The 13,098-nt window shown below is 70.6% G+C and carries 13 protein-coding genes; 6 read left to right on the forward strand and 7 right to left on the reverse strand.

Annotation, left to right across the window (positions count from 1 at the left end; genetic code table 11):
• Positions 1-9 precede the first annotated feature (9 nt).
• From ABD151_RS15420 to ABD151_RS15430, 3 genes are all read right to left on the reverse strand, one after another.
• The gene (locus ABD151_RS15420) at positions 10-1,281 is read right to left on the reverse strand and encodes a hypothetical protein (RefSeq protein WP_343995658.1); all 1,272 of its coding nucleotides are present in this window, start codon (positions 1,279-1,281) and stop codon (positions 10-12) included.
• A 116-nt stretch (positions 1,282-1,397) separates the two neighbouring features.
• Positions 1,398-2,231: an HpcH/HpaI aldolase/citrate lyase family protein gene (locus ABD151_RS15425; protein WP_343995659.1), complete on the reverse strand. Its 834-nt coding sequence runs from the start codon at positions 2,229-2,231 to the stop codon at positions 1,398-1,400.
• A gap of 36 nt (positions 2,232-2,267) precedes the next feature.
• The gene (locus tag ABD151_RS15430; RefSeq protein ID WP_343995660.1) at positions 2,268-3,077 is read right to left on the reverse strand and encodes an IclR family transcriptional regulator; all 810 of its coding nucleotides are present in this window, start codon (positions 3,075-3,077) and stop codon (positions 2,268-2,270) included.
• A gap of 172 nt (positions 3,078-3,249) precedes the next feature.
• Between ABD151_RS15430 and ABD151_RS15435 the strand changes: the two genes are divergently transcribed.
• The 4 genes from ABD151_RS15435 to ABD151_RS15450 are packed head-to-tail and all read left to right on the forward strand — an operon-like array spanning position 3,250 to position 8,279.
• Positions 3,250-4,443, forward strand: a complete 1,194-nt coding sequence (locus ABD151_RS15435; RefSeq protein ID WP_343995661.1) for a CaiB/BaiF CoA transferase family protein — start codon at positions 3,250-3,252, stop codon at positions 4,441-4,443.
• A gap of 40 nt (positions 4,444-4,483) precedes the next feature.
• On the forward strand, positions 4,484-5,314 hold the full coding sequence (locus tag ABD151_RS15440) for a cyclase family protein (RefSeq protein WP_343995662.1): 831 nt from the start codon (positions 4,484-4,486) through the stop codon (positions 5,312-5,314).
• Positions 5,315-5,319: 5 nt separating this feature from the next.
• The gene (locus ABD151_RS15445; RefSeq protein ID WP_343995663.1) at positions 5,320-6,816 is read left to right on the forward strand and encodes an MmgE/PrpD family protein; all 1,497 of its coding nucleotides are present in this window, start codon (positions 5,320-5,322) and stop codon (positions 6,814-6,816) included.
• Positions 6,813-8,279, forward strand: coding sequence for a dihydroorotase (locus ABD151_RS15450; protein ID WP_343995664.1), 1,467 nt, complete (start codon positions 6,813-6,815; stop codon positions 8,277-8,279). The genes ABD151_RS15445 and ABD151_RS15450 overlap by 4 nt, the downstream gene beginning before the upstream one ends.
• 99 nt (positions 8,280-8,378) lie before the next feature.
• Here ABD151_RS15450 and ABD151_RS15455 read toward each other — a convergent pair whose 3' ends face one another.
• A complete protein-coding gene (locus ABD151_RS15455) occupies positions 8,379-9,059 on the reverse strand; it encodes an alpha/beta fold hydrolase (protein WP_343995665.1) in 681 nt (226 codons plus the stop codon).
• A 3-nt stretch (positions 9,060-9,062) separates the two neighbouring features.
• Complete coding sequence (locus ABD151_RS15460) at positions 9,063-9,383, reverse strand: antibiotic biosynthesis monooxygenase family protein (protein ID WP_343995666.1); 321 nt, start codon at positions 9,381-9,383, stop codon at positions 9,063-9,065.
• A 45-nt stretch (positions 9,384-9,428) separates the two neighbouring features.
• On the opposite strand from ABD151_RS15460, the gene ABD151_RS15465 reads away from it, so the two are divergent.
• A complete protein-coding gene (locus tag ABD151_RS15465) occupies positions 9,429-10,250 on the forward strand; it encodes a hypothetical protein (protein WP_343995667.1) in 822 nt (273 codons plus the stop codon).
• Positions 10,250-11,113: an NAD-dependent epimerase/dehydratase family protein gene (locus ABD151_RS15470; protein WP_343995668.1), complete on the forward strand. Its 864-nt coding sequence runs from the start codon at positions 10,250-10,252 to the stop codon at positions 11,111-11,113. Before ABD151_RS15465 ends, ABD151_RS15470 begins: the two co-directional genes overlap by 1 nt.
• 128 nt (positions 11,114-11,241) lie before the next feature.
• Here ABD151_RS15470 and ABD151_RS15475 read toward each other — a convergent pair whose 3' ends face one another.
• Both ABD151_RS15475 and ABD151_RS15480 read right to left on the reverse strand, forming a co-directional pair.
• A complete protein-coding gene (locus tag ABD151_RS15475; protein WP_343995669.1) occupies positions 11,242-12,468 on the reverse strand; it encodes a hypothetical protein in 1,227 nt (408 codons plus the stop codon).
• Positions 12,465-13,073, reverse strand: coding sequence for a neocarzinostatin apoprotein domain-containing protein (locus ABD151_RS15480; protein ID WP_343995671.1), 609 nt, complete (start codon positions 13,071-13,073; stop codon positions 12,465-12,467). The genes ABD151_RS15475 and ABD151_RS15480 overlap by 4 nt, the downstream gene beginning before the upstream one ends.
• Positions 13,074-13,098 lie beyond the last annotated feature (25 nt).

Below are 13,098 nucleotides of genomic sequence, written 5' to 3' on the forward strand. Positions count from 1 at the left end.
ACTACGGGATCACTTGATCTTGAAGGTGGTCTTGCCGGTCGAGGCCTTGAACTTCGCGTTGGCGGCGAAGGCGGCGGTCACGGTGCGCTTGCCCTTCTTCTTCAGCTGCTTCTTGGTGAGCTTCAGGGTGGCCTTGCCGGACTTCACGGTGACGGTCTTGGTGACCTTGGTGCCGGCACCCTTGACCGTGATCTTCACCTTGCCCGCGGCCTTGTTGGTGACGGCGACGGTGATCACGGCGGTCCGCTTCTTGCTGTTGGCCTTGACCTTGACGGTGGTCTTGGTGGCCTTGGCCGGCGGGACCGGCGACTGGGTCTCGGTGACCGTGGCGCCCACCTCGAACGGCGAGGCGAGGGTGCACGGGATCGGCACGACCATGCCGGCCTCGGCATTGAAGGTCGCATCGCCGAGCACGACCGAGAGGTTCGCAGCCGACGAGGCCACCGTGGTGGTCATGGTCGGCACCGGGATCGGCGCGTTCGGGGCGATCGCAGCAGCAAAGTGGCTGCCGGTCGCGGTGGCGGCGACGCCGCCCGCCTGGACCGGCATGGAGCCGGCGACCGTCACATCGGTCAGCGGCGCCGGAACGATGCCGGGCATGTCGTCGAGGTCGACGGTGACCGTGGTCGCGGTCGTGCCAGCGACCCGGGTGGCGGTGGCCTCCGGCGTGGTCAGGTAGGCGAAGGTCGTGCCGAAGGTGGAGCAGACGAACTGCGCCTCACCGGGCGCGGCGGCCGGCATGTCGATCGCCAGGTCCGGCACAGCGACCGGGGTCGCCAGCGTGCAGGGCACATTGGTCGCACCGAGCGTCATGGTCAGGCCGGTGATGGAGAGCTTGAACGTCTCAGAGGAGGCGGCCACCGGCGTACCGGTCGCGGTCGGCGGCTCGTGGTTCACACCCGAGGTGAAGGGGCCCACCTGGGTGCCGTTCAGCGTGCCGGACTTGGGCGTCCCGCTGACCTCCTGGATCGCGAGCACCGAGGTCTGGGTCTGTGACGGGCTGTTGGCGAAGACCGGCGCGCCGTGGGCCCAGCCATCGAGGAAGTCGGCGGAGATCTGGGCGCGGCCGGCGGCGGTCCACTCGGCCTCGAAGGCGATGTCCGTGGTGTAGGGCACCGTGTACTGGCCGAAGACACAGCTGAAGGCGACGTCCTCCGCGGTCACCGAAGCCGCATGGGCGGGGCTCGCCATCATCAGGGCCGGGACGGCGGCCAATGCCCCCGCAGCCAGGGCGGTGGACGTGAACGCCGCCATCCCCCGGCGGTTCGAACGGAACTTCATGTTTCCTCCTCGCGGTGCCACCCCGCGGACTCGGTGTGGCGTAGGTCTCAACGCGAGAATATACGATATCTACGATCCTGGGGAGCCCTGAACGAAACAGGTGCGTAAATTTCCCGTCACCCGCGACGACGAGCGAGCACGCTCCGCGCCTGGCGCAGCACCGCCTCGTCCACCATCCGGCCGTCGACATCGAGGCCGACCGCCGCTCCCCCGTCGAAGCGCGCCAACAGCGCCTGAGCCCGCGCCACCTCGTCCTCGCCGGGCGTGAAGACCGCATTGGCCACGGGGACCTGGGCGGGATGAATGCAGGCGCGACCCATGAAGCCGAGCCGGCGCAGCGCCTCGGTCGAGGCACGGTAGGCATCCAGATCGCGGAACTGCACCGAGACGGGCGCCATCGGCGCGGCGATGCCTGCGGCAGCGGACGCGAAGATCACCGAGGAGCGCGCGAAGAGCAGCTCCCGCTCGTCGTCCCCCGGCACAACGCCGACGTCGGCCCGCAGGTCCGCCTCGCCGATCTGGAGCCGCGCAACCCGGGGACCCCGGGCGATCTCGCGAGCATTCAGCACGGCATTGGCACTCTCCAACAACGGCACCACGCGGGCCGAGGAGCCGAGCGAGGTCAGCAGGGCGTCGAGTTCGTGGAGCTCCGCGGCCTCCTCCACCTTGGCGACGACGAGGCCGGCCAGCCCCGGGCACCCGGCGACGGCGCGGACGTCCTTCTCGCGCTCCTCGCCCGGGTTGACCCGAACCCAGACCTCGACCGGCGTCTCCGGCAGGGCGTCGAGCCAAGTCGCCACGGTGTCGCGAGCCAGCGGCTTGTTCGCGTGCTGCACGGCGTCCTCGAGGTCGACGATCAGCTCGTCACTCCCCCGGTCCAGCGCCTTGCGCAGCTTGTCGGGGGCGTCCCCGGGCACGTACAGCGCAGAGCGCGCGAGCATCTCGGTCATCTCTCTTCTCTCTCTAGGTCGGTAGCCGCGAGGAACTCACGCGCCGAGCCAGCCGAACTGACGCGACATCGCGTCAGTGGTCTCGAGCAGCGCCTCGCGGCACTCGTCCACGTGCTCGGAGAACCGCTCGAGTGGGCCGCACACGCTGATCACCGCGAGCGGGCGGCCGTCGTGGCCGAAGACGGGCGCTGCGACGGAGGCGGCTCCCGCCTTTCGCTCAGCCAGCGAGAGCGACCAACCCTGGGCTCGGTCTCGCTCGAGCACGCGGCGCAGCTCGACGGCGTCCACCACGGTGTTGTCGGTCAACGCCCGCAGGCTGCCGGGCGCCAGGTACTCCTCGCGGGCGGCGGTGGGCACGAATGCCAGGAAGGCACGCCCGGTGGCTCCCGCGTGGAGCGGGTAGGGCTCGCCCATGCTCACCGACATCACCACCTCGCGGTCGGGCGTCACCTGGTCGACGTAGATCCGCTCACGCCCGCCGAGCAGCACCGACAGGGTGGCCGTCTCATTGGTGGCCCGCGACAGCCGCTCCAGTGCCGGATGCGCCACCCGGCGGACGTCGATCCGGTCGAGATAGGCGAGCCCCAGGCGCAGGGCTCCCACCCCCAGCGAGTAGCGCCGGGTCCGCTCGTCGACCTCGATCAAGCCGCGCCCCTTGAGGGAGGCGAGCATCCGGTGCACGGCCGCCTTCGACATCGACAGACTCTCGGCCAGCTCGGTGACGCCGAAGTCGGGGCCGTCACTGTCGGCGATGTGCAGGAGCAGGTCGACGGCGCGCTCGACGGTGGCGATGGTGGAGCTCGAAGCGCCATTGGTCTCGGCCTTCCTCGCGGCGTCCAGCGACATGTTCACTCCTGTGATTCGGTTGAGCGGAGGGTTGGGCTTCAACGGGGTCGCACCGTACCCGATCAGGGAAGCCGCTGCCGCACCGCTGGCGGCATCTACCCCAGATGCGATAGATTACGCCAGGCGGAACTATGTTTCGCATATCGGAACATCGTGCAGCTAGGAGGACCCGGTGAGCTCAGGACCCCTGTCGGGCATCAAGGTGATCGACGCGTCCACGATCCTGGCCGGCCCGCTCGCCTGCCAGATCCTCGGCGACTACGGGGCCGAGGTGCTGAAGATCGAGCACCCCACGAAGCCCGACGGCATGCGCGGCCACGGCCCGTCCGTCGACGGCGTGCCGATCTGGTGGAAGGAGATCGCCCGCAACAAGCGCACCCTCGGGCTGAGCCTCTCCGCCGACGACGGCGCCGACATCTTCCGCGCCCTGGTCGCCCAGGCAGACGTGGTGGTCGAGAACTTCCGTCCCGGCACCCTCGAGCGCTGGGGCCTGGGCCCCGACGTGCTGCTCGCGATCAACCCACGCCTGATCCTGGTCCGGGTCACCGGGTTCGGCCAGAGCGGCCCCTACGCATCGCGCGCCGGCTTCGGCACGCTGGCCGAGTCGATGAGCGGGTTCGCCCACCTCACCGGCCAGCCGGACGGGCCGCCCACGCTGCCGGCCTTCGGCCTCGCCGACTCGATCTGCGGCATCGCCGCCTCGTCGGCGATCTCGATGGCCCTGTTGGCCCGCGAGCGCAGCGGCGAGGGCCAGGTCATCGACCTCGACCTGCTCTCCCCGATCATGACCGCCGTTGGCCCCGGCCCGACGGTCTACCAGCAGACCGGGAGCGTCGGCATGCGCCACGGCAACCGGTCCACCAACAACGCGCCCCGCAACACCTACCGCACCAGCGACGACCACTGGGTCGCGATCTCCACCAGCGCACAGGCCATCGCCGAGCGGGTGCTCACCCTGGTCGGCCATCCCGAGGTGATCGACGAGCCGTGGTTCGCGGCCGGCAACACCCGCGCCGAGCACGCCGACGAGCTCGACGAGATGGTCGGCTCCTGGATCGGCGCCCGCACCCGCGACGAGGTGGTCGAGGCGTTCACCGAGGCAGGCGCCGCGATCGCGCCGATCTACTCGGCCAAGGAGATCGTCGAGGACCCGCACATTCGCGAGACCGAGATGCTCACCGAGGTCGACGACGACGACTTCGGCCCGCTGCTGCAGCACAACGTGATGTGGCGGATGTCCACCACCCCCGGCGCGATCCGGTTCACCGGCCGCCCGCACGGTGCCGACACCGATGCGGTCCTGGACGACCTCGGCATCGGCGCCGACCTGCGCGCCGAGCTGCGCACCCGCGGCGTCATCAGCTGACCCGCCACCACCGAACCACGACGAGAGGCACCGACCGCCCATGAACGACCCGACCACCGCGCAACTGCTCAGCGCTGCCGCCTCCGGCCTGGAGGTCTTCGACCTCGGCCGCACCCTGACCGTCGGCATGCCCCAGTCCCCCAACCACCCCGCCTACTGGCACGCGATGCCGCGCCGGCACGGCGACATGGTCCGCGGCGACGGCGGATCGGCGGCCAACGACATGATCTCGATGGGCACCCACGTCGGCACCCACGTCGACGCGCTGGCCCACGTCTCCCAGGACGGCAAGCTCTTCGGCGGCACCGACGCCGAGGCCGCGCAGATCGGCGGCAGGTTCACCGAGCACGGCGCGCACACCATCGCACCGATGGTGCGCCGCGGCGTGCTGCTCGACGTCCCCGGCGCACTCGGCACCGATCGGCTCGACGCCGGCCAGGAGATCACCGTCGCCGACCTGGAGACGACGATCGCCAAGCAGGGCAGCGAGATCCGCGACGGCGACGTCGTCCTGGTCCGCTCCGGCTGGGGCCAGCACTTCGACAACGGCGACGGCGACACCTACCGCGGCCTGGCCACCGGCGTTCCCGGCGTCTCCGAGCAGGGCGCCACCTTCCTTGCCAGCAAGGGGATCCACGCCACCGGCGCCGACACCATCGCCTACGAGCAGCTCAAGCCGGGCGCCGGTCACGGCCTGCTGCCGGCGCACCGGGTGCTGCTGGTGGAGCGCGGCATCTACATCATCGAGGCGATGGACCTGGAGGCACTCGCCGCCGCGGCCAAGCACGAGTTCCTCTTCGTGATGAGCCCGCTCAAGTTCTACGGCGCCACCGGGTCCCCGGTCCGGCCACTCGCCGTCGTCGGGGCGTGATCAGCATGAGCCACTACGCTCCACCAGCCGACGCACGACCCGAGGGGAACCCGACCTTCGATCCCGACGGCGGCCCGACCCTCGCCCAACAGCTCGCCGCCTTCGCGGCGCACTGCGCCACCCAGGGAGTGCCCGGCGACGTCGCCGCCTCCGTCGGGCAGCGCACCCTCGACGTCCTCGGTCTCTGCGTCGCGGCCCACCGGCTGCCGACCAGCGCCGCGGCGATCGGGCACGTCCTCGACCAGGGCGGTCACCCCCAGGCCACGGTCGTCGGCGTGCCCACTCGGGTGAATGCGGCGCAGGCCGCCTTCGCCAACGGCGTGCTGGCCCACTCGCTGGACTACGACGACACCCACCTGCCGTCGGTGCTGCACCCGTCCGCCTCGGTGGTCCCGGCAGCATTGGCCGCAGCCGAGCACGCCGGCGCCAGCGGCGAGCTCACCGTCCGCGCGATCGCGGTGGGCCTGGAGGTCGCGGTGCGGCTCGGGATGGCCGGCTACGACGAGAAGCTCGGCAACTCCGTCTTCTTCGAGCACGGCCAGCACGCCACCTCGATCACCGGCGCGATGGGCTCGGCGGTGGCCGCCGCGATCGCCTACGGCCTGGACGAGAAGGGGATCGCCGACGCGCTCGGCATCACCGCATCGCTGGCCTCGGGCATCATCGAGGCCAACCGCACCGGCGGCACCGTCAAGCGCCTGCACTGCGGCTACGCAGCCCAGGCGGGCGTCACGGCAGCTCAACTCGTGCGCCGCGGCTTCACCGGCCCGCCGACCGTCCTGGAGGGGCGCTTCGGCTTCTTCGAGGCCTGGCTGCACGGGCAGTTCTTCCCCACCGCGATCACCGACGGGCTGGGCACCGAGTGGTCGGTGCCGGGCATCTTCTTCAAGCCCTACCCGGCCAACCACTTCACCCACACCACCGTCGACGCCGGCCGCGCCTTCGCCGCCCAGGGCATCACTCCCGAGCTGGTGGCCGAGGTGGTCATCGGCGTGGCCGGCTCGACCGCACGCACCATCGGCGAGCCGATCGAGGTCAAGCGCACGCCGGAGACCGGCTACCAGGCCCAGTTCTCCGGGCCCTACGCCTTCGCCGCCGGACTGATCGGCGGCGGTGGACTGGCCACCGGCCTCGACGACTACACCGATGAGCTCGCCCAGGACCCGCTGCGCCGCGCGCTGATGGCCAAGGTGAGCGTCGTCGACGACGCCGAGTGCAACGCGATCTACCCCTTCCAGTTCCCGGCCGTGGTCACCCTGCGCACCACCGACGGCCGCGAGCTGGTGGAGAAGGTGCTCACCAATCGTGGTGGGCCGGCCCGCCCGCTGAGTGATGCGGAGCTCGGCCGCAAGTTCTCCGACAACGTCGCCGGACGTCTCTCCGCCGACGTTGCCGCGACGGTGAGCACCGCCGTGCTCGCCCTCGGCGACGTCACCGACCTGGTCGGCACGCTCGCCCCGCTGTCCCACTTCATCCCCACCGCAACCGAGGAGTCCCCGTGACCGAGCTCGACCTCATCATCACCAACGTCCAGGTCGTCCTTCCCGGCCAGGCCGAGCCGCAGCGCGTCGACCTCGGCATCAAGGACGGCAGGTTCGCCCGGATCGAGGCGGACCTCGACCCCGCGCTGGCCGCGGACGTCGTCGACGGGCAGGGCCGTACCGCCTTCCCGGGCGTCGTCGACGCCCACCAGCACTGGGGCATCTACAACCCGCTGCCGACCGACGTGCGCACGGAGTCGCGCGCCTCGGCCCAGGGCGGCGTCACCACCTCGCTGTCCTACATGCGCTCGGGCCAGTACTACCTGAACAAGTCCGGCGACTACGCCGACCTCTTCCCCGAGGTGCTCGAGCTGACCGCCGGCAACGCCGCGATCGACTACACCTACCACCTCGCGCCGATGAGCAAGTCGCAGATCGCCGAGATCCCGGCGCTGGTCAAGGACCACGGCGTGACCTCGTTCAAGGTCTTCATGTTCTACGGCTCCTACGGCCTGCACGGCCGCAGCGAGGACCAGTCGAAGTTCCTGATGACCCCCGAGGGCGAGCGCTACGACTACGCCCACTTCGAGTTCGTGATGCGCGGCGTGCAGAAGGCGCGCAGGGAGAACCCCGAGATCGCGGACCAGATCTCCCTCTCGCTGCACTGCGAGACCGCCGAGATCATGGCCGCCTACACCAAGATGGTCGAGGAGGACGGCGAGCTCACCGGGCTGCCTGCCTACTCGGCGTCGCGTCCGCCGCACTCGGAGGGCCTGGCGGTCACCATCGCCTCCTACCTCGCGCACGAGACCGAGCTGCCCACCATCAACCTGCTGCACCTGACCTCGCGCAAGGCGGTCGAGGCGGCGCTGACGATGGCGGCAGCCTTCCCGCACATCGACTTCCGTCGTGAGGTCACCGTCGGCCACCTGCTCGCCGACTGCGACACCGCGCACGGCGTCGGCGGCAAGGTGAACCCGCCGCTGCGGCCGCGCGAGGACGTGGAGGCGCTGTGGTCCTACCTGCTCGACGGCAAGATCGACTGGGTCGTCTCCGACCACGCCTGCTGCAAGGAGGAGCTCAAGTTCGGTGAGCCCAAGGACGACGTCTTCGTGGCCAAGTCGGGCTTCGGCGGCGCCGAGTACCTGCTCGCCGGGATGGTCTCGGAGGGCTCCAAGCGGGGTCTGTCGCTCGGCCGGATCGCCGAGCTCACCGCACAGAACCCTGCCGAGCGCTACGGCCTGGGCAGGACCAAGGGCTCGATCGCCGTGGGCAAGGACGCCGACGTGGCGCTGGTCGACGTCGACCACGCCTGGACCGTCCGCGCCGAGGAGTCGGTCTCCTCGCAGGAGTACACGCCGTTCGAGGGCACCAAGCTCACCGCCAAGGTCACCGACACGTTCCTGCGCGGCACCCGGATCATGACCGACGGCGTGGTCGCCGACCTCGCCATCGGCAGGTACCTGGCCCGACCGACGGCCTGACCCGACTCCGCCAGCCACCGAGGGCGCACAGATGGCAAGCGAGGGAGCTCCCTCGCTTGCCATTTCTGCGCCCTCGGCGGATATTTCTGCGCTTTCGGGTCACGCGACGCAGTCGGTGAGCACCGACGTCACCAGCTCGGGGGCGCAGAGCGGCGCGTCGTGTGCGGCGTCGATCAGCAGGTACGGCGTGCCTTGAGCGTCGAGCCGCGCCCGGACCTGGGTGGAGGGATAGCCCGCCGGTGTGCCCGAGCAGAAGACGAAGGCCTGGCTCACCGACGCCGGCACCCCCGGCACCGGGTCCAGGGCCGGGGCCACCGGGCTGGGCGTCAGCCGGGCGTTGACCCAGGCAGCGGTCGCGGCGTCGTACCCACCCTGCGCGCCGACCGGCGTCGGCGCGACCACGGCGTCCCGCGCAGGCAGCGCGGACGGCGCGCCGCCGAGGTCCACGGCCCGCTCCCGGGGCAACGGCACCGCCGCATCGAGGTGGACCAGCACGGCGATCCGCTCCGGGAGCCGGGCCGCGACCCCCGCGGTGACCAGTCCGCCCTGACTGTGGCCGACCAGCGCCACGTCACGGAGGTCCTCGGCCTCGATCAGTCCCGCCACCTGGTCGACCCACACGTCGAGCCCGGTGACCCGGTCGAGGAGCGCCGCGTGCTCGCCGGCGCCGATCAGGCTCGGCGCGTGCACCTCGTGCCCGGCGGCACGCAGCAGGGGCCGGACCCGCGCCCAGCCCCAGCCTCCACGGAACGCACCGTGCACCAGGACGAAGGTGGCCATCGCTCAGGCCCGCGGGTCGGGCTCGTCGAGCACCGCCTCGAGGAACTCCCGCGGGTAGGAGTCATAGGGCTCCAGGTGCTCGTACATCGCCTCGGTGTGGGCCACGTAGTCAGCAGCGCGGGTGCACTCCTCGTACGCGGCGATCGAGTCGAACCAGCGCAGGTGGGTGAAGTGCTGAGGGTCCTCGACCCCGCGGACCAGGCGACGGCCGCGGAAGCCGGGGTGGTCGCGGAAGAACCGGCCGAACTCCGCGGACAGCGCGATGTACGCCTGGGCGTGCTCCTCGCCCGGCTTGGTCCGGGCCTGACTCACGACAACGATCATGAGCACACCCTAGATGCATAGATCATATATTAGTAGGCTCTGAGCATGACGAGCAGCACACAGACCAAGACCATCATCGAGTTCCTGGCCGAGGCCCCGGACGTGGACAGCCACGACCTCTGGTCCAAGTTCTGGGACATCCTCAGCGAGGCCAAGGAGAAGATCACCAAGGTGCTGCCCGTGCAGCCCCACCCCAACAGCGAGGGTCTGGCCTCGTGGAGCACCGAGAACGGCTACGAGGGCTCCCTCAACACCTTCGTCGGTGACCCCGAGGCTGGCGCCGAGTGGCTGGTCCACTCCTGGATCGGCAACCGCAGCGCCTCCATCCTCGACATGAATCTCCAGGTCTGGCTCGGCCCGCACATCGACGTGCCGCACCTGATCATCGTGTTCGGAACGGTCCCCCAGGTCTTCCACTACGGCGACCTCGTGCCGCGCCGCGACCTGATGACCGACGTCGACTACCTCAACAAGTACTACGACTCCCAGAACGAGGCCTGGCTCAAGCTGCGCAGCGACGACCGCTTCACCTGGTCGGTCAGCCACGGCAGCTACATGCGCGCGTACCTCTCGCCGCTGGGCAACTCCTACTTCGCCGAGCGCTCCGACGAGGTCGTCGAGGCGCTGCGCGCCTCGGTGATGGAGCGTGTCGACACCTGGCTGCAGTGGGTCGCCGAGGCCACCCCGGTCCCGCAGGAGGAGCGGGCGGCCCTGCGCCGGCGCGACCACCTCGTGCGCACCTACGGCTACACCCTCGACCCGATGAACGAGCTCTCCAAGAAGTTCCTCGGTGCCGAGCGCGTCGAGGAGCTGGTCGCCGTGCGTGCCGGGCTCGCCCAGATCGCCGAGATCGACGGGACCGCCTGATGCGGGTGCTCGTGATCGGAGCCGGCTTCGTCGGCTCCGCTGCCGCGACCCGGCTCGCCGAGCTCGGTCACGAGGTGACCGTGACGGCGACCAGCGAGGAGAAGGTGGCTCGCCTCAAGGAGCAGTACGGTCGCGCCGTCGTGCTCCGCGGCTCCGACGCCGGCCAGGTCGCGGAGGCCGTCGGGGGCCAGGACGTGGTCGTGGTCACCGCAGGGCCCTCCGCCCAGGGCTCGATGACCCCCGAGGGACGCGCGCGGACCTACCGCGACGTGCTGGTGACGACGGCCGAGAACGTCGTCGCCGCCTGTGGTCCGGCCACCCGGGTGGTCGCGCTCTCCTCGCTCTCGGTCTACGGCGACGCCGCCAATCACCTCGACGAGATCACCGAGGAGTCCCCGGTGACCGCCTCGAGCGACCCGAGTCCCAGCAACTTCCTGGCGATGGAGCAGACCTACGCCGGCCTGGGCGAGCGCGCCACGGTCCTGCGCTGCGGCGACATCTACGGACCCGGTGACCCACCGATCGCCGAGAAGGTGGCGATGGCGCACAAGTTCCTGGGCGGATCGGTGCCGTTCTCCGGCGAGGCGCTGCTCTACCGGCTGCACGTGGACGACGCCGCAGCGGCCGTGGTGCACGCGGTCGAGGCGGCCACCTCGGGAACGTTCAACCTCACCCACCCGCAGGTGCCGCCCACCAATGCCCGGCTCTTCGACACGCTCAGCAACGCCCAGGGCCTGCCGCCGCTGGAGTACCGCGACGAGATCGCCTCCCCCGCACGGCCGATCTCGGTGGCCCGCCTGGCGGCTGCCGGGTTCACCGCGCGGAGCTCCTACGACGCCGACCTGGATGCGCTGATCGGCTGAGCGGGTGCGGGGTGAGCGGCCGCTGCCAGGGCGACCGCTCACCCCGAACCCCACAGCCTGAGACACGAACGAGGCGCGGCCCCCGCAGGGGCCGCGCCTCGTTTCGCGCTTCAGGTGCTGGGGGCCGCTCAGTGCTCCCGCATCCGCCGCTTCGGCAGCCACAGCAGCAGCGCAGCGGCCAGCAGCACCAGCGCGCTCGACCAGAGCCCGAACATCACCAGCGGTGCGCCGGCGCCGGTCTTCGGCAGCGAGGACGACGTCGTCGAGTCGTCGCTGACGCCGTCATCGGTGTCGCCGGAGTCGCCGATGCCGACCGTCATCTTGCTCAACGTGCCGCCGCCGTCGCACTCGGAGAAGATCTTCATCCCCGACATCGCGCCGAAGTCGAAGTCGAATCCGGTGATCTCGACGGGAAGCGTCTCCTCGTCGCTGTCGATGGTGGCGACCAGGGTCGGCACCGGCACCTTGGCGTAGGCCGCCACGTTGACCGACGAGGAGCCGGCGAAGTCGACCGTCTTGGTGCCGACCTTGGCCGAGGCGGTCACCTTCATCGTGCCGTTCTCGATCGGCAACGGCGCCAGGCCCTTGCCGGTGCTGGCCGAGACGATCGGCGAGAAGGAGAGTCGCAGGGTCACCTTGGAGTCGCCTGCCTTGGCCCGCGAGCCCGAGAGCGAGACGGTCGGTGCGTAGGTGAACGGACTGCCGAGCTCCTGGAGCACGCAGTCGAAGGAGCTCTTGCCCTTGGCCGGCGTGCCGGCCTTGTTCCCGGATTCCTTGGTGGGCTTGGCCGTCGGCGACGCACTCGCCGACGGGCTCGGGGACGGCGACGGCGAGGGTGAGGGCGTCACGATGGTGCCCGGCTCGACCGTCACCGGGCCCACGGCTGCCGCCGGCGAGACCGTGCAGGTGGTGGCGATCCCGCTGACCGTGAAGACCGCGCCGGTGAGGTCCACGTCGAGCGAGGTCTCGGTGGAGTCGAAGATCGCGCTCACCGCCGGCACCGGGATCGGGTCGCGCGACGGGGCGGTCACCTTCTTGGCGCCGGTCAGGGTGAGCGCAGTGCCGGCCACCGCCACCTTCACCGATCCGACCATCTCCAGGTCGTTGAGCGGCGCCGGGGAGACACCCGGCAGGTCGCTGAACTGGAGGGTCAGCTGGCTCTGGGTGCCGTTGCCGATCGCCGAGGCGGTGACCGTGGCAGGCCAGGTGAAGGCGTTGCCCAGCGTGGAGCAGGCCAGCGAGACGCTGGTCGTGGTGGGCGCCGCCATCGCGGCGGGCGCCGCCAGCAGGAGGCCGGGCGCGATCACCGCACCAGCGGCCGCGAGGGTCAGGGCCGAGCGCATCGGGTACCTCACGCCGGACCCCCAGCGTTGCGCAACCCGAAGCGCAGCCCGCCTCCCACGATCAGCAGCAGCCCCGCCCCGATCACCAGGATCGGCAGCAGGTCGCCGGCACCGGTCTTGGGCAGCTCGGCGGCGGCGTCGTCGGTGGTCGTGTCGTCGTCCGCGACCTCCTTGGCGGGCGCCTCGGCGGCACCGAAGGTCACCGGCTGGTTGAAGCTGTTCGCCTTGATCGTCGCGGCGTCCTGCGCGGTGGGCAGGGGCCCGATCCCGATCACGCACTTGTCGACCTTGCAGTCGGTGCCGCCGAACTTCTGGGTGACGGTGATCTGGAAGCTGCCGATCGAGCCGCTGCCGTCCGCGGTGCGGAAGGTGGCTCCGGGCAGGTAGCAGTCCTTGGGGCCGGTATAGCCCTCCTTGCACAGCCCCACGGCGATCTGGCCCAGGTTCGCCTGGAACCCCTTGCCACTCACGGTGATCTTCTGCCCGTCACTCAACCCGTCGAACGCGCTGATCTGCACGGACGGTGCGGCGAAGCTCGGTGGAGCTCCGGCGATGGTGATCACGAACAGCGCCAGGGCTGCCGCCACTGCCTTGACGAGCGACTTGGTGCTTCTCACGGCTTCTCCTTGTTGCGACTTCTGC

The sequence above is a fragment of the Nocardioides dubius genome (assembly GCF_039528155.1).
GTDB classification, from domain to species: Bacteria; Actinomycetota; Actinomycetes; order Propionibacteriales; family Nocardioidaceae; genus Nocardioides; species Nocardioides dubius.